At 64.8% G+C, this 14969-nt stretch carries 20 protein-coding genes; 15 read left to right on the forward strand and 5 right to left on the reverse strand.

Annotation, left to right across the window (positions count from 1 at the left end):
- Position 1: 1 nt before the first annotated feature.
- The 3 genes from AC1DLO_RS11715 to AC1DLO_RS11725 are packed head-to-tail and all read right to left on the reverse strand — an operon-like array spanning position 2 to position 1466.
- Positions 2–421 (reverse strand): arsenate reductase ArsC, encoded by a 420-nt coding sequence (locus AC1DLO_RS11715; RefSeq protein WP_476890058.1) that lies wholly within the window; start codon positions 419–421, stop codon positions 2–4.
- Positions 418–1119, reverse strand: coding sequence for an aquaporin (locus tag AC1DLO_RS11720; protein WP_476890059.1), 702 nt, complete (start codon positions 1117–1119; stop codon positions 418–420). The genes AC1DLO_RS11715 and AC1DLO_RS11720 overlap by 4 nt, the downstream gene beginning before the upstream one ends.
- On the reverse strand, positions 1116–1466 hold the full coding sequence (locus AC1DLO_RS11725) for an ArsR/SmtB family transcription factor (RefSeq protein WP_476890141.1): 351 nt from the start codon (positions 1464–1466) through the stop codon (positions 1116–1118). Before AC1DLO_RS11725 ends, AC1DLO_RS11720 begins: the two co-directional genes overlap by 4 nt.
- Positions 1467–1547: 81 nt before the next feature.
- Between AC1DLO_RS11725 and AC1DLO_RS11730 the strand changes: the two genes are divergently transcribed.
- A complete protein-coding gene (locus AC1DLO_RS11730; RefSeq protein WP_184737945.1) occupies positions 1548–2297 on the forward strand; it encodes an ABC transporter permease in 750 nt (249 codons plus the stop codon).
- 7 nt (positions 2298–2304) lie between these two features.
- Here AC1DLO_RS11730 and AC1DLO_RS11735 read toward each other — a convergent pair whose 3' ends face one another.
- Together AC1DLO_RS11735 and AC1DLO_RS11740 are read right to left on the reverse strand one after the other, a co-directional pair.
- Positions 2305–3069, reverse strand: coding sequence for a cation diffusion facilitator family transporter (locus AC1DLO_RS11735; protein ID WP_476890060.1), 765 nt, complete (start codon positions 3067–3069; stop codon positions 2305–2307).
- Positions 3066–3392 (reverse strand): ArsR/SmtB family transcription factor, encoded by a 327-nt coding sequence (locus tag AC1DLO_RS11740; protein ID WP_476890061.1) that lies wholly within the window; start codon positions 3390–3392, stop codon positions 3066–3068. The genes AC1DLO_RS11735 and AC1DLO_RS11740 overlap by 4 nt, the downstream gene beginning before the upstream one ends.
- A 200-nt stretch (positions 3393–3592) precedes the next feature.
- Between AC1DLO_RS11740 and AC1DLO_RS11745 the strand changes: the two genes are divergently transcribed.
- From AC1DLO_RS11745 to AC1DLO_RS11810, 14 genes are all read left to right on the forward strand, one after another.
- On the forward strand, positions 3593–3847 hold the full coding sequence (locus AC1DLO_RS11745) for a flagellar FlbD family protein (protein ID WP_184737941.1): 255 nt from the start codon (positions 3593–3595) through the stop codon (positions 3845–3847).
- 3 nt (positions 3848–3850) lie between these two features.
- Positions 3851–4678 (forward strand): motility protein A, encoded by an 828-nt coding sequence (locus tag AC1DLO_RS11750; RefSeq protein WP_184737939.1) that lies wholly within the window; start codon positions 3851–3853, stop codon positions 4676–4678.
- Positions 4675–5469, forward strand: coding sequence for an OmpA/MotB family protein (locus tag AC1DLO_RS11755; protein WP_476890062.1), 795 nt, complete (start codon positions 4675–4677; stop codon positions 5467–5469). Before AC1DLO_RS11750 ends, AC1DLO_RS11755 begins: the two co-directional genes overlap by 4 nt.
- A gap of 82 nt (positions 5470–5551) precedes the next feature.
- Positions 5552–6010: a helix-turn-helix transcriptional regulator gene (locus tag AC1DLO_RS11760; protein ID WP_184737935.1), complete on the forward strand. Its 459-nt coding sequence runs from the start codon at positions 5552–5554 to the stop codon at positions 6008–6010.
- Between the two features lie 10 nt (positions 6011–6020).
- Positions 6021–6431: a VOC family protein gene (locus AC1DLO_RS11765; RefSeq protein ID WP_476890063.1), complete on the forward strand. Its 411-nt coding sequence runs from the start codon at positions 6021–6023 to the stop codon at positions 6429–6431.
- A 237-nt stretch (positions 6432–6668) separates the two neighbouring features.
- Positions 6669–7565: a flagellar motor switch protein FliM gene (locus AC1DLO_RS11770; RefSeq protein WP_476890064.1), complete on the forward strand. Its 897-nt coding sequence runs from the start codon at positions 6669–6671 to the stop codon at positions 7563–7565.
- Entirely contained in the window at positions 7562–8308 is a 747-nt protein-coding gene (gene fliN, locus AC1DLO_RS11775; RefSeq protein ID WP_476890065.1) for a flagellar motor switch protein FliN, read from the forward strand. Before AC1DLO_RS11770 ends, fliN begins: the two co-directional genes overlap by 4 nt.
- Complete coding sequence (fliO, locus tag AC1DLO_RS11780; protein ID WP_476890066.1) at positions 8309–8881, forward strand: flagellar biosynthetic protein FliO; 573 nt, start codon at positions 8309–8311, stop codon at positions 8879–8881.
- Between the two features lie 32 nt (positions 8882–8913).
- On the forward strand, positions 8914–9732 hold the full coding sequence (gene fliP / locus AC1DLO_RS11785) for a flagellar type III secretion system pore protein FliP (RefSeq protein WP_476890142.1): 819 nt from the start codon (positions 8914–8916) through the stop codon (positions 9730–9732).
- Positions 9732–10007 (forward strand): flagellar biosynthesis protein FliQ, encoded by a 276-nt coding sequence (gene fliQ, locus AC1DLO_RS11790; RefSeq protein WP_184737924.1) that lies wholly within the window; start codon positions 9732–9734, stop codon positions 10005–10007. The genes fliP and fliQ overlap by 1 nt, the downstream gene beginning before the upstream one ends.
- A 1-nt stretch (position 10008) precedes the next feature.
- Positions 10009–10767, forward strand: a complete 759-nt coding sequence (locus AC1DLO_RS11795; protein ID WP_184737922.1) for a flagellar biosynthetic protein FliR — start codon at positions 10009–10011, stop codon at positions 10765–10767.
- Complete coding sequence (locus tag AC1DLO_RS11800; protein ID WP_476890067.1) at positions 10767–11882, forward strand: EscU/YscU/HrcU family type III secretion system export apparatus switch protein; 1116 nt, start codon at positions 10767–10769, stop codon at positions 11880–11882. Before AC1DLO_RS11795 ends, AC1DLO_RS11800 begins: the two co-directional genes overlap by 1 nt.
- 55 nt (positions 11883–11937) lie before the next feature.
- On the forward strand, positions 11938–13986 hold the full coding sequence (locus AC1DLO_RS11805; RefSeq protein WP_476890068.1) for a flagellar biosynthesis protein FlhA: 2049 nt from the start codon (positions 11938–11940) through the stop codon (positions 13984–13986).
- Complete coding sequence (locus AC1DLO_RS11810; protein ID WP_476890069.1) at positions 13964–14968, forward strand: hypothetical protein; 1005 nt, start codon at positions 13964–13966, stop codon at positions 14966–14968. The genes AC1DLO_RS11805 and AC1DLO_RS11810 overlap by 23 nt, the downstream gene beginning before the upstream one ends.
- The last annotated feature ends 1 nt before the right edge of the window (position 14969 follow it).

The following is a 14969-nucleotide window of genomic DNA, read 5'->3' on the forward strand; positions in this document are numbered from 1 at the left end:
GCTACTTTGCCGGCGTGAGGGATTCGATCAAGCCCTCAATGCGGGTCTTGATCTCGTCGCGTATGGGGCGCACGGCGTCCACACCCTGGCCGGCAGGATCCTCGAGGACCCAGTCCTCATAGCGCTTGCCCGGGAAGTAGGGGCATTCGTCGCCGCAGCCCATGGTGATCACGACGTCGGATTCCTTCACGGCGTCCGTGGTGAGAATCTTGGGGATCTCAGCGGACATGTCGATRCCCACCTCGGCCATGGCCTCGACGGCGGCCGGGTTGACTTTGTCCGCGGGTTGCGAGCCCGCGGAGCGGACCTCGATCCGGCCCTCGCCAAGGGTCGTGAGGAAGGCGGCGGCCATCTGGGAGCGGCCGGCGTTGTGGACGCAGACGAAGAGGACGGAGGGCTTCTTCACGGTTTCAGCGCTCATGAGAGGACCTTTCGATCGGCCGCAGCTACGGCCGGGGTGGGAGTGGTGGGGTAGAGGGCGCGGATCAGGAAGAACCCGGCGGTGCCGCCCAGCAGTTGGGCGAGGATGAAGGCCGGCGTGCAGGCCGGAGCGATGCCCGCGAAAGTGTCGGTGAGGGTCCGGGCCACGGTCACGGCGGGGTTGGCGAAGCTGGTGGAGCTGGTGAACCAGTACGCGGCCGTGATGTAGCCACCCACTGCGAAGGCCACCCGCTCGGCCCGCTGCGATCGGACGGTCCCGAAAATGACCAGGATCAACCCGATAGTCGCGATGATCTCGCCAAGCCACAGCCCCGTCCCGGCGCGTTCATGCGTGGACAGGGTTACGGCGTCGAGACCGAACATCAGGTTGGCGGTCACGGTCCCGGCCAGGCCGCCGCCGAATTGGGCGGCGATCAGGCCCGCAGCGGTGCGCGTGTCCACCATCCCGAGAGCCCGTTCCACCAAAGTCACCACGGGATTGAAGGATGCCGAGACCGGTTGCAGGGCTAGGATCAGTGCCACCAGTGCGGCGCCGGTGGCGACGCTATTCTGCAGAAGCTGCAGGCCGACGTCGTTCGGCGAAAGACGCGAGGCCATGACGCCGGACCCCACCACGGCCGTGACCAGGAAAGCGGTGCCCGCGAACTCCGCCAACACCTTCCGTCTCAACACACTCACCGGCTCTGACCCCCGATGAGGGCGGCGAGGTTTTCCAGAGCGTCGGTGCGAGCTCGGTAATAGACCCACACGCCGCGCTTTTCACGCTCCAGCAGCCCCGCTTCGTGCAGGACTTTCAGGTGGTGGCTGATGGTCGGCTGGGACAGCTCAAAGGCGTCATTGAGATCGCAGACGCAGGCTTCGCCACCCTCGTGGGACGCCACAAGGGACATCAGCCGCAGTCGCACCGGATCGCCCAGCGCTTTCAGCAACGGAACGATTCCGTCGGCTTCCGATTCAGACAACGGTTCCCGGGAAAGCGGTGAACAACAAGCCACCGCCTGGACGGGCGTTAACTCCAGAGGTATAGACACGCGTATATATTTACACTTATCGATATTGACGGCAAGGCGGGCCGGATTTCTTGCGGCACTCGATAAGCTGGCCCCATGCCCGGACTCGCCGAATTCACGCCGACATTCCTCGGCGTCGGCGTCTTGATGGCAGTCACGTTGGCACTGCTCTTGGCGTTCCGCGCCCCGCATCCCTTCGCACCCGCACTCGCCATTCTCCGCGGAGCCGTCCAACTCGCCGCGATCAGTTTCGTTCTGGGTGGCGTGATTACCAGCCCACTGTGGGTCGCCGTCGCGCTTCTGGTCATGTTCGCGGTGGCCGCGACGAGTGCAACCCGGCGCATCGGATGGAGCCTGCCCCATTTGGGCTTGGTCAGTGGCTCGATGGCCGGGGGCATAGCAATAACTCTCGCCGTCATTTTCGCCACGGGTGCCATCGCGTTCACCCCTCGCTACGCGCTCGCGATTGGCGGGATCGTCATTGGCAACGGAATGACCATCGCCGTCCTGGCCGGCCGGCGCTTCAAGGAATCGGTCTATGAGCATTGGGAGGAGGTGGAAGGCTGGCTCGCACTTGGCGCCACTCCGAGGCAGGCAACCCTGGATCTTGCGCGGCGCACGGTCTACTCGGCCTTGATTCCTTCCACCGATCAAACCAAGACGACGGGACTCGTCACGCTGCCCGGTGCGTTCGTCGGGGCGATCTTTGGCGGGGTCTCGCCGCTCGAAGCGGGGCGCTTCCAGATTGTAGTGCTCGCGGCAATCATGGCGGCCGGTTCCATGACGGCCGTCATGATCATCGGAATTCTCGCGCCGGTACGCGTCCGTCCGGCGACGCTCCGCTGACTCCGGGCTAGCGGGCGGTTTCCGGATTGTCGGTTTGGTGAGCCTGGGAAGCCGCTCGAACGGAAAGATTGACGGATTCAGGACCGGTTCCGCACTCAACGCAGCAGCCGTCGTCGGCTCCGGATCCTTGAACTGCGGGAACGCGCGGCACGGCGCAGCAGATGTCTCCGCGCCACGCGTTGAAGCCCTCCCGGACTGCGATTGCTGCGATCACCAAGGCAGAGCCGGCGTCGGCCCACCACCAGCCCAGCAGACTGTTCAGGACCAAACCTGCGAGCAGGACCGCGGAGAGGTAGGTGCACAGGAGGGTCTGCTTGGAGTCGGCGACGGCGGTCTTGGAGCCAAGCTCCCGGCCGGCCCGCCGCTGAGCCCAAGATAGGACAGGCATGATGAGCAGGCTCAAGGCGGCGATGAAGATCCCAGCCGTGGAGTTCCGGGCTTCACCCGCGCCAGTGAGGGAACGTACCGCCTCGACCGACACAAATGCTGCCAGGGCGAAGAAAGATATGGCGATGATTCTCAGGGTCACGTGTTCGCGCCGTTCCGGATCCGTCGCGGAGAACTGCCAGGAAAGCGCCAGCGCAGAGGCCACCTCGATCACCGAGTCCAACCCAAATCCGATGAGCGCCGAGGAATCGGCGACATCGCCTGCCCAGAGCGCCGCACCGGCTTCAACGACGTTGTAGGTGATGGTGGCCGCTGCGAAAAGCTGGATCCTCCGGCTCAGGACGGCCTTGCGCTCCGGCGTCGGAGCGTGCATGAGAACCGTCACGTGAGGCACCGGCCGTCCGGGGCGCAGCATGACGGGTCGACTGCGAGTACGACGCCGATCAGATCCTTGATCGCGTGGCCCAGGCGTTGATCGGCCAACTCATAGAGGCTGCGCCGCCCGTCCGGGACGGCGACCACGAGGCCGCAGCCCCGCAGGCAGGTCAGGTGATTGGACATACTCTGCCTCGAGACGGCCAAGGACTCGGCGAGATCGGACGGGTAAGCCGGTGCCTGCGCCAAAGCCAGAAGGATGCGCGCCCGGGTCGGATCTGACACCGCGTAACCGAAGCGTGCCAGCACGGGCGCAAGAGTCACAGTCTCCATGTCCTCAAAGTACATTGCTCGATGTATTCACGCAATTCTGTATGAAAATGCTCGGACCGCGGACCGATAAAACGCGGACGCCGTTTGATGACTGGAGCGACGCGGATCGGCGGCAAGCTAACGCGAGCGAGCCTCCGGCCGACAGTAGGAACTGAACCGCCCTCCCCACAGTGCCTTCCTACCTAAAGCAGAAACGGCCCATGATCGTTGTCACCCGCCTGAACGGCACCCGCTTTGCCGTGAATCCGGACATCATTGAACGGATCCACGAAAGTCCGGACACCCATCTGGTGACCCTCGACGGCGCTGCTTACGTTGTGCAGGAGAGCCTCGCCGACGTCGTGGAACTGATTGCGAATTACCGGGCATATATCCTTCGGCGGGCACAGGATCTCCCCACCGTGACGGGCTACCCCTTGAGCCTCGTTCGAACACCGGACCCGGACGGAAGGTAAGCCGTGGATCCCTCAACAATCATTGGCCTGTTCCTGGCCTTCGGCTCCGTGGTCGCCATGGTGACCCTCGAAGACGCCAACCTGATGGCCCTCTTGCTTCCCGCGCCGATGGTCCTGGTTTTCGGTGCCACCTTGGCCGTAGGCCTGGCCGGGAACACTTTCCGCGACACCATCCGGGCATTCAAGGACTTGCCCAAGGCCTTCAAGGGGAAGACGGATAAGCCCCAGGACAGCATCGACCAGCTGATCGGATTTGCCGAGAAGGCCCGCAGCGAGGGACTACTGACCCTTGAAGAGGCAGCTACCCAGGAAAAGGATCCCTTCCTGGCCCGGGCCCTCCAGAACATCGCCGACGGAACGGATGCCGAGGAGTTACGCATCCTCATGGAAGACGAGATCGACACCAAGATGCGCAGCGATCACGTCTCTGCCAAATTCTTCGCCAGCCTGGGCGGCTACGCACCCACCATCGGCATCATTGGCACGGTGGTATCGCTGACCCACGTCCTTGAGAACCTTTCCTCGCCGGACCACTTGGGACCCATGATCGCCTCGGCATTCGTGGCTACCCTGTGGGGTTTGTTGTCGGCCAACTTCATCTGGCTGCCGTTCAGTTCCCGGCTCAAGCGCCTGTCCGAGTTGGAAATCGAACGCATGACGCTCCTGATGGAGGGCATGCTTGCAGTGCAGAACGGGACCCAACCGCTGCTGCTCGCCGAGCGGCTCCGCGCCATGGTCCCTGCTGAGAAGCTCGGCAAGGAGAAGTCCGCAAAGAAGAGCAACGACGACGAAGGCCGTCCCGGCAAATTCGCTTCGTCCAAGGCCGCATGAGGTCCCGGCGCCGCCGTGGCTCACCTCCGGCGGAGGAGCACGTCGACGAACGCTGGATGGCTTCGTATATGGACATGGTCACTGTCCTGATGTGCATGTTCATCGTCCTGTTCGCGATGTCCACGGTGGACCAGGCCAAATTCGACAAACTCCGCAATTCGCTCGCGACCGGCTTCGGGACCGTCGCCAGCCAGAAGGTGGACACGGCCACCGGCACCGTGGTTCCGCCGGAGTTCACCCACGCCGACGCCCAAGGATTCTCTTCCTTGGACCTCGCGCTCAAGGAAGTGGACCGGCTCACCGCTTTGCGTGACGACATGAAGTCAAAGCTCGACGCCGCGGGGCTAGGGGCCAACGTGCAGTTCCAGATCGGCGAACGCGGACTCACCGTGAAACTCGTAGGATCACAGACCTTCTTCGAACCCGACCGGCCGGAGCTCACTGCCCGCGCAAGCCAGGTCCTTGGCACTATTTCCCCCGCCATGGTCAGCGCGGGCCTTGAAGTCATGGTGGAAGGCCACGCCGCCAACGGAATCACCTCCTACCCCTCTACCTGGGAGCTTTCTTCCGCGCGTTCCGTCAACGTCCTCAGGTACCTCGTGGACCACGGAGGCATCCCAGCGGGCCACATTGGAGCGGTCGCATTCGGCTCGGCCCGGCAAGTGAATGACGACTCCACCGAGGCGCTGATGGAACTCAACCGGCGCGTCGACGTCGTCGTACTCTCGGACAAACCCGAAGTGGTCCGCGCGCTGATCCCCGAGGCGCTCAAGGCGAGGGCGGGCCACTAGCGGGCACGTACGCGCGAGCGGCCGGTGCGGGACGGCGTCGGACTCCGTGGTAAAGCCCAGCGCGCCGAGGTACGCTCGTGGCATGACCCCGGAGGATCTTGCCAGGCTCACCTACTTGCGCCGGGCCCGTGACCTGATCGACCGCGAGTACGCCAAGCCCCTCGACGTGCCGACCATGGCCAGCCATGCCTTCATGTCACCGGCACACTTCTCGCGGCAGTTCCGGGCCGCTTATGGCGAGACCCCCTACAACTACCTCATGACCCGTCGGATCGAGCGCGCCATGGCACTCCTGCGCGGCGGAATGAGCGTCACCGACGCCTGCATGGAAGTCGGTTGTACGTCCCTTGGCTCCTTCAGCTCGCGCTTCACCGAACTCGTGGGAGTGACGCCCAGCATTTACCGCACCCGCGAGCACCTCGCAGTGGCGGCCATGCCCGCGTGCGTGGCGAAGATCCGCACCCGCCCCAGCAAACACGAACGGTCCAGCCGGAAAGAAGAGAGCAGGATTCAAGAAGCGCTCGTTATCGCCGCGGACTAACGTCATTGTCATGACCATTTCACTGCAGTACTCACACATCACTGTCAACGACCCCGACGAAGCTCTTACCTTCTACCGGGACGCCCTCGGCCTCGAGGTGCTCAACGACGTCGCGCAGGGCGGCTTCCGTTGGGTCACGCTCGGCAGCTCGGACCAGCCGGGTGTTGAAATCGTGCTTTCCGAACCGCACGCCGGTCGTTCCAGGGCCGACGGCGATTCCCTCCAGGAGTTGCTCACCAAGGGAGTCCTGGGGCCCATCGTCTTCCGCTCCGACGACGTCGACACTCTCTTCGAGAAGGTCAGAGCGTCCGGCGCGGAGGTCATGCAGGAGCCCATCGACCAGCCGTGGGGTCCCCGCGACTGCGCCTTCCGCGATCCCTCGGGCAACATGGTGAGGATCAACCAGGCACCGGCGGCCTAGGCCAGCCATTCATAACTATCGGAGGTCTCGTTTCACATCCGGAGCGGGACCTCCGTCGCGTTTTCGACACCCTGTATTGCCTGCGACGCGGAGACGGACGTAGGACGCGCAAATTCTGGTGTCGCCAGTGATTTTCAATGTCGCCAGCATTTACCCGTGTCGCCAGCGAACATAGGTGACTCGCGTCCGCCAAATTAACCCCTTACGCCCGCCCTTTCCTTGCCGATAGTGGCAACCGTGAGTGAACAGGAAGATCCGTTGGCGGGACGGCAGCGCACCGTGGACGTCTATGACTTCCGCAGGCCCACCACGTTGCCGCGCCAGCACAGCCGCGTCCTGGAGGTCGCTTTCGAGACCTTCGCGCGCCAATGGGGGACACAGCTCACGGCCAAGGTTCGCGTGAAATCCACCGCCACCTTGGAACAGCTCATCATGCAGAGCTATGACGAATACGCGGCTTCCCTGCCTTCCGTCACGTCGATGGTGTTGTGCCGTATTGAGGGCAGCGAGTCTCGGCTCGTCATGCAGTTTCCCGCCACGGCAGCCCTGTCTTGGGTGACCCGCATGTTGGGCGGAGGCACCGAGACGGCTGTCCCGGATCGAAAGTTCACCCAGATCGAGCAGGCCCTCATCAGCCGCATGGTGGAAGACGGGCTGGAAGACCTGAGCTATTCGCTGGGCGCCCTTCTGACTACTCCTGTGCGCATGGACGTCATCCAGTACAACTCCCAGTTCGCCCAGGCAGCGGCTCCGGCGGAACTGATGATCGTGGCATCATTCACCGTCAAAGTGGGTGAAAGCCTTGCCGCAGCTAGTCTCGCGATTCCCGCCGACGTCCTCCTTTCCGGGCTCGGCGACGTAAATCCCACGGTCCACAGCCGCGACGCCGAGGCGTTGGTCCGCGCCCAGGTCACCCAGGTGCCAGTGGATGTCGCCATCCAGTTGAGCCCCACACCGGTGACGCCGGCACAGATCCTGGGCCTCGCCGTCGGGGACGTCATCCCACTGCCGCACCTGGAGAACCGGCCGTTCGACGTCGCCATCAGCGGCACTCGGCTGGCTACCGCCGCCCCCGCCCGCAACGGCTCGCGTGCAGCCGCAGTCATCGTCACAATCGAGGAGAACCAGCGATGAGCATCACCCTGACCCTGCACGAGTCCGCGGCCGAGCGGTTGGCCGCCCAGTTGCCGACTCCTGCCGCGCTGCACGTCGCCGGCATCGTCCCCTCCCAGGGGGCTGCGCCGTACGCACCCCTGGCGATCACGGCCACCTTCGTGGGCGCCCTGACGGCGGACTTCGCACTCATCCTCACGGACCGTTCCTTCCTGGCCGCTGCAGGTGGCGCCCTTCAAGGGGCCCTGCCCGGTGGCGCAGTCTCCGCCGTCGACGTGCTGCGCCCCGCGATGGAACAAGCAGCTGAGGCGTTCGACGCCGGCGTGCTGGGCGAGTTGCGCGAGGAAGACGCCGCGGGGCTGCTCTCCGACCCCGAAACCGCTGTTTTTGAACTTCGCCAGTCCCCGGCAGGCGACGGCGGACAGGCATTCGGCTGGTTCGCCGTCCGGGTCCGAGAACACGGAACCGTGCAGGATACTCCGGCCGCTCGCGCCAGCCAGGCCAGCGCCGTTTCTTCCCGCCTCGGACTGATCAGCAACGTCGAAATGGCCCTCACAGTGGAGATCGGACGCACCCGCATGTCCGTGCGCGACGCCCTCGCCCTGGAACCGGGCAAAGTGATCGAACTGGACCGCTCGGCCGGTGCGCCCGCGGATGTCCTGCTGAATGGCCGATTGATTGCCCACGGCGAAGTTGTTGTGGTGGACCAGGACTACGCGGTGCGCATCACCCGCATCCTCGACGTCGCCGAGGGAATCTACTAGATGGATTCGCTCATCCTCGGGCTGCGTGTGCTCGTAGCCCTGGGTGCGGTGCTGGGCCTCATATGGTTCCTGCAACGCCGCCTTCTCAAGGGCAAAGGCAAAGGCCGGCGCCGGGCCAGTACCACCCTGACGGTGGTCAGCCGGCAGACCGTCGGCCAAAAGGCCTCGGTAGTGGTGGTCGACGCGGGGGACAAGCGATTCCTCTTGGGCGTCACCGAGCACGCGATCAATGTCCTGCACACCAGCGACGTCCCCGTGGAGCTTTCGGAAACCACGACGGCGGAGGCCCGGGTTCCGGGGGCGGCGCGGGTTCCTGCAGAGCGCCGGGAACTGGTGCCGGAGAGCTATCCGGCGCCGGAAGGCTTCGCCGACATCTTCCGCGACGCCAGCAGTACACCGCTGGCGGAAAATTGGCCCGAAGCCACTGAACCCCAAGCCGGTAGGCTCACGCGCCGCAGCGAGATCCACCGCCGCAGCGAGCTGGACAAGCAAGGGCAAGCCTTGCACGGATCCATCCTCGCCGGCTCAACGTGGCGGCAGGCCGCCGAGGCCATCAGGGGACGCCGCAGTTGATCCTGACTTTTGGGACTGTCGATGGCCGCCGCATGGCCAAAGTGGTGCTCGCAGTGCTCTGCGTGCTGCTGCTCACGGCCGTGTTCCTTTGGCTGGGCATGTCCGCTGGACATGCGGCCCCGATCGCCCCGACGCCACCCACCGCTCCCGCGGTGCCGAGCGCGCCGGCCCAGCCGTCCAGCGGCAACGTCAGCATCGACATCAACGGACTGGACGGTAAGCCTTCCACCGCAGTGGTGACCCTGATCGGGATCACGCTGCTCTCCGTCGCTCCTGCCCTGCTGCTGATGATGACCTCGTTCACCAAGATCTTCGTGGTGCTAGCGATGACCCGCAATGCTTTGTCCCTGCCATCCATCCCGCCCAATCAGGTCCTGGCCGGGTTGGCGCTCTTCCTGTCCCTCTTTGTCATGTGGCCCGTGGTTTCGGAGATCAACAACGTCGGAATCCAGCCCTACCTGAACGGGACGTTGGACTTCAACGGCGCCGTTTCTGCCGGATCCGCCCCGCTTCAGCACTTCATGGTGGCCCACACCCGGCAAGAGGACATTGCCCTGATGACCCGCGCGGCCAAACTAGCCAATCCGGCCAACCCGGAATCCGTCCCGCTGCAAACTCTCATCCCGGCGTTCATGATCTCCGAGCTCCGGGCCGCGTTCATCATCGGCTTCGTCATTTTCATCCCGTTCCTCGTGATCGACCTTGTGGTCTCGGCTGCGCTGATGTCCATGGGCATGATGATGCTTCCGCCGGTGATGATCTCGCTGCCCTTCAAAATCCTGCTGTTCATCCTGGTGGACGGTTGGGGCCTGGTGATCACAGCCCTGATCCAGAGCTATTCGAGCGGCTGATGGATACCAACGCAGTCCTGGACATCTGCCTCCAGGCCATGATCGTGGCCGCCAAGCTTGCGGCGCCAGCCCTGGTCACCGCGCTGGTGGTGGGACTGGCCATTTCCCTCTTGCAGTCCATCACCCAGCTACAGGAAGCCACCCTGTCCTTCGTGCCCAAAGCCGTGGCCGTGGCCGTTGCCCTGGTGGTGTGCGGGCACTGGATGATCACGGAGATGGTCTCCTTCACCAACGAGCTCTTCGCCCGGATCCCCGGGCTGATCGGGGGAGCGTGAAGTGGAGCTCCCCATCACCCAATCGGGGCTGGAGGTCCTCCTGCTGGCCTCCATCCGGATGATTGCTTTCCTCATGGTGGCTCCTCCTTTCTCCCACCACGCCATACCAGCGCGCATCAAGGCCATGCTGGGCCTCGGCCTGGGACTGGCCGTGTCGCAGCGGCTCTCGGTGGGTTATACCCCCAAGGACACCGCCGGCTTCATGACGGCCGTTGTCCTGGAGCTCGTGACTGGACTTGTCCTGGGCTTCCTCGTTTCCTTGGTGTTCGCGGCCATCCAATCGGCGGGCAGCCTGCTGGACCTCTTCAGCGGCTTCCAGATGGCCCAGGGCTTCGATCCTCAAATGATGGTCAACGGCGCCCAATTCACCAGGTTGATGCAAATGGCCGCGCTCGCCCTCCTCTTTGCCTCCGACGGCTACCAATTGGTGATCGGCGGCCTGACCGGGAGCTTCACCGCGTTGCCGCTGGCCGGAGGACTGGACCTGGCACAGCCTGTGCAAGCGATGGTCTCCGCTGTCACCGGAATGTTCCTTTCGGCGGTGCAAATCGCAGGGCCGCTTTTGGTGGTCCTGGTGCTCGCCGACATCGGACTAGGACTCCTCACCCGCGTTGCACCCGCTTTGAATGCTTTCGCCCTGGGCTTCCCGCTCAAGATCTTCATTACCCTGGCGCTTGCCGGGTTCCTCTTCCTCGCCCTGCCACGGCTCGTCGCTATGCTCGCCGAACAAACGGCAAACACGCTGATGGGGGTGGGCTGATGTCGGATTCACAGGAAAAAACCGAGCTAGCCACTGACAAACGAATGCGGGAAGTCCGTTCCAAGGGGCAGCTTTCCCGTTCGCAGGACCTCACCGCCTGGCTCGCCGTCGGTTCCGCGGCTGCCATGATTCCTTCGACCATTGAGCGGGCGTCCAACGCGGCGGCGGACCAACTGTTCAGCGTCCGCAGCGTGATTGCCCACCCCGAGCCCGCCAAGGCCGTCGCAGCCCTTGAGGCCGGGTTAGGTTCTTTGGCCCAGGTGCTGGGGCCTTTGTTCGTGGTGGTCATGGTGGTGGTCCTGGCGGGATCCGCGCTGCAGGGCGGCATCCATTTCAAGAAGTTCCGGGCCGAGTTTGAGCACTTCAACCTGGTCAGCGGCATCAAACGGATCTTCGGTGGGCAGGCGCTGTGGGGCGGCCTCAAAGCGCTGCTGAAGACCGCCGTCGTCGGGCTTGTCCTGTACGCGGTGGTGCAGGGCCTTATCCCGGTGCTGCTCACCGCCGGGGGCCTGCCAGTGTCCGGCGTCCTTTCCGCCGCGGCAGGCGGCATCGGTTCGCTGATCCAGTTCGCCGTGCTGGCGGGCTTGGTCCTGGCCGCCGCGGACATCTTTGTGGTCATGCGCCGGAACCGCAAGAAGACGCGTATGTCCAAGAAGGAAATCCAGGACGAAAACAAGAACAGCGACGGCGATCCCCTCATCAAGTCGCAGCGCCGCTCGCGCCAACTGACCATGAGCCGGAACCGCATGATCGGCGCGATCGCGGACGCCGACGTCGTTCTCGTCAACCCGACGCACGTCGCCGTTGCGCTGAAGTACGACGCCGGCAAAGCGGCACCGCGCGTTGTGGCCAAGGGAGCGGGGGTCATCGCTGCCCGCATCCGGGAAGAGGCGGAGGCGAAATCGGTTCCGATGGTGCAGGACATCCCGCTGGCTAGGGCGCTGCACTCGGCCTGTGAGCTGGGCCAGGAAATCCCGGTGGAACTGTACCGGGCCGTGGCGGGAGTCCTGGCGTTCGTGATGTCGCTCAAGGCCAGGGGCGCGGCCCGGGGAATGCATCGTATGCCAGGCGTAGCGGGAATCCCCGCACCAGCCACCGCAGGAGCCCCCGCATGAGCCGTAGCTCGCAGATCGCACCCAGCAGCCCCTCCACCCCGGACAGGACAAAGCAATGAACAACAGATTCGCCAGGCTCACCGTGCCGGTGGGAATCGTGGGCATCGTGCTGCTGCTGGTGGTTCCCGTGCCGGCGCCGCTCCTGGACTTCCTGATCGTCTGCAACATCCTGTTGGCCCTGCTGATCCTGCTCACCAGCATGTTCGTGAAGAAGCCGCTGGACTTCTCGGTGTTCCCGTCCTTGCTGCTGGTGGCCACGCTGTTCCGGCTGGGGCTCAACGTCGCCTCCACCCGGCTGGTGCTGGGGCAGGGCTTCGCCGGACAAGTGATCGACGCCTTCGGTAAGGTCACCGTGGGTGGTTCCATGATCATCGGCGCCGTCGTGTTCCTGATCCTGGTGGTCATCCAGTTCGTGGTGGTCACCAAAGGTGCCGAACGCGTGGCCGAGGTGGGTGCGCGATTCACGTTGGACGCTATGCCGGGCAAGCAGATGGCCATTGACGCGGATCTCAACGCCGGCCTCATCACTGATGCGCAGGCCCGTAAGCGCCGCGCCGAGGTGTCCGCCGAGGCCGACTTCTACGGTGCCATGGACGGCGCCTCGAAGTTCGTCAAGGGCGATGCCATCGCGGGCATCATCATTATCATCATCAACTTCGTGGGCGGCATCGCCATCGGCGTGCTTCAACGCGGCATGAACGTAGGTGACGCGCTGAACTCCTACGGCCTGCTGACCATGGGCGACGGGCTTGTCACCCAGATCCCGGCCCTCCTCATGGCCGTGTCCACGGGCATGATCGTGACCCGGTCCAATGCCGAGGAGGACATGGGCCGCACGGCGTCCTCGCAGCTCATGCAGTCACCCAACGCGATGCTCATCGCAGGACTGGCCGCAGTGGCCATGGCGCTGATCCCCGGTATGCCCATCCTGCCGTTCCTGCTGGTGGGCGCCTTCCTTCTGTTCGCTTCCCGGCGTTTGGCGGCGCAGCAGAAGAAACAGCTCGAGGACCAGGACGCCGAGGAAGCGGCCACCCTGAGCTCCGAAGAAGACCCCAACGAGCGGCTCATGCAGGACATGCGTGTCCACCCCGTGGAAATCCTGTTGGCCCCGGACCTTGTGGACATGGTCTCCGGCGCATCGGACGATCTCCTGGCCCGCGTTCGTTCACTGCGACACAAGATCGCCATGGAGTTGGGGATCGTGATCCCGCCCGTCCGCACGCGCGACAACGTGGAGCTGCCACCGGCGAACTACGCCATCCGCATTGCCGGCGTCGAAGCGGGACGCGGCACGGCGCCGTCGGGCAAGTTGCTCGCCCTCGGCGACTACCTTGACGCGCTCCCCGGCACCTCCACCGTGGAACCGGTCTTCGGGCTGGCGGGAAAATGGATTCCCACGGAAATGCGGCACAGTGCCGAAATGACCGGGGCAACCGTGATCGACCGGGTTTCCGTGCTGGTGACGCATTTGTCATCGATCGTTTCCGCCAACGCCGCAAGGCTCCTTACCCGCGAGGACGTCCGCGTGCTGACGGAAGGTGTGCGCAAGCAGAGCCCTGCCGCCGTCGAGGAACTCATCCCCGGGCTCATGTCCCTTGCCGAAGTGCAGCGCGTGCTGCAAGGCCTTCTCGAAGAGCAGGTTCCCATCAACGATCTTCCGCGCATTTACGAGGCACTCGCCCTGCGCGCCAAGGTTTCCACCGAACCCGAGGCGTTGGTGGAAGCCGCCCGGCAATCCCTGGGACCAGCGCTCGCAGCCAAGTTCTTGGACGGAACGGTGCTCAATGTGATCATGATCGATCCGCTCCTGGAACAGTCCATGCTCGAGGACATGCGCCCGGCCGAAGGAGGCACCCAGATCGTCATGGGCCAAGCGCGCCTGGACTCCGTTCTGGCCTCCGTCCAGTCTTCCGTGGAAGCAGCGGCCGCTGCCGGACGACAGGCCGTTTTGGTCTGCGCCCCGGCGTTGCGGCCGGCCGTGCGGCGGCTTGTGGCGGCTCCCGACGGCGGCGTTCCCGTGCTCTCCTACCGTGAAGTGACGTCGGCCAACATCCAGATCGAAACCGTGGGGGTGGTCCGCCATGCCGAAGCAATACAAGCTTAAGGGCACGTCCCTGGACGTCATCCGGCAGAAAGCCGAGCAGCACTACGGTCCGGGGGCACGGATCGTCTCCGCCGAGAAAGTCACCAATCCGGGGATCGCCGGGCTCTTCGCCGCTAATCGCTACGAGGCCACTATCGAAGTTCCGGCCGTCGTTCCAGCTCCCCTCGTCGTCTCGGACAAGAGCGAAGGGGACACGACGGCGGTGGCCCACCTTGGCGCCGCGGCGCACGCGCTGCAGGGGCCTGCCATCGCCGCGCTGCTTGAGCAGGCCGATGCGGCTGAAGTGGACCTTCACCGACCCGCGGCGGCTGTTTCGACCGACTCGCCGGATTTCGCCGGGCTCTTGGAACAGTTAGGCAGGGAGTTCCGGCCGCCTGCAACTGAACCGAGGCCCCAAGGTGTGCTGACCGCATTGCCGGCCGCCGCCGTCGGGCACGCTGTCCCGCAGACGGCACCCGCGCCAGTGCCGGTACCCGTGCTGCTAGCCGGCAGCGGCAACCTCATCATCCTGCTGGGCCTCGGCGACGACGCCTTGGGTCCGGCGCTGGAGATGTCCATCGCGGAGGGTGGCTCCGACGTCCGGACGGCGGGGGAGTTGACCGCGTTTGGGCACCTCCACGTGGCAGGGCGCCAGGGTGCGACGGCGGCCCGCGCCCAAGCCGTGCTCACCGGCCAAACGGTGCTCGTGGCGTATGGACTCGGGAGGCCAAGCGAAGCCGCGACGCAGGCGGCGCACATCGCCGGCCTCGCCGCAGATCAGCTGTGGCTGGTCGCCGACGCCGGGCGGAAAATGGAAGACACGGAGGCCTGGGTGCGGGCACTCTCCGCCGCGCTGGCCGCCGAGCGTGTCACGCTCGATGCCCTCGCCGTTTTCGGTGCGGCGGAGACCGCGAGTCCGGAGACGGTCAACGGACTCGGCCTTCCCATCGGCTGGGTGGACGGCAAGCCCGCCCGCGTCGCGGTGTTTGGAAAGGTAGATTGAG

It is taken from the genome of Arthrobacter sp. 01T419 (genome assembly GCF_056398865.1).

Bases quoted from the DNA above. Each gene is read 5' to 3' on its own strand.
- AC1DLO_RS11730 (WP_184737945.1), top strand. From the start codon at position 1,548: ATGCCCGGACTCGCCGAATTCACGCCGACATTCCTCGGCGTCGGCGTC.
- AC1DLO_RS11740 (WP_476890061.1), bottom strand. From the start codon at position 3,392: ATGGAGACTGTGACTCTTGCGCCCGTGCTGGCACGCTTCGGTTACGCG.
- AC1DLO_RS11745 (WP_184737941.1), top strand. From the start codon at position 3,593: ATGATCGTTGTCACCCGCCTGAACGGCACCCGCTTTGCCGTGAATCCG.
- AC1DLO_RS11755 (WP_476890062.1), top strand. From the start codon at position 4,675: ATGAGGTCCCGGCGCCGCCGTGGCTCACCTCCGGCGGAGGAGCACGTC.
- AC1DLO_RS11760 (WP_184737935.1), top strand. From the start codon at position 5,552: ATGACCCCGGAGGATCTTGCCAGGCTCACCTACTTGCGCCGGGCCCGT.
- AC1DLO_RS11765 (WP_476890063.1), top strand. From the start codon at position 6,021: ATGACCATTTCACTGCAGTACTCACACATCACTGTCAACGACCCCGAC.
- fliN (WP_476890065.1), top strand. From the start codon at position 7,562: ATGAGCATCACCCTGACCCTGCACGAGTCCGCGGCCGAGCGGTTGGCC.
- fliO (WP_476890066.1), top strand. From the start codon at position 8,309: ATGGATTCGCTCATCCTCGGGCTGCGTGTGCTCGTAGCCCTGGGTGCG.
- fliP (WP_476890142.1), top strand. From the start codon at position 8,914: ATGGCCAAAGTGGTGCTCGCAGTGCTCTGCGTGCTGCTGCTCACGGCC.
- fliQ (WP_184737924.1), top strand. From the start codon at position 9,732: ATGGATACCAACGCAGTCCTGGACATCTGCCTCCAGGCCATGATCGTG.
- AC1DLO_RS11800 (WP_476890067.1), top strand. From the start codon at position 10,767: ATGTCGGATTCACAGGAAAAAACCGAGCTAGCCACTGACAAACGAATG.
- AC1DLO_RS11805 (WP_476890068.1), top strand. From the start codon at position 11,938: ATGAACAACAGATTCGCCAGGCTCACCGTGCCGGTGGGAATCGTGGGC.
- AC1DLO_RS11810 (WP_476890069.1), top strand. From the start codon at position 13,964: ATGCCGAAGCAATACAAGCTTAAGGGCACGTCCCTGGACGTCATCCGG.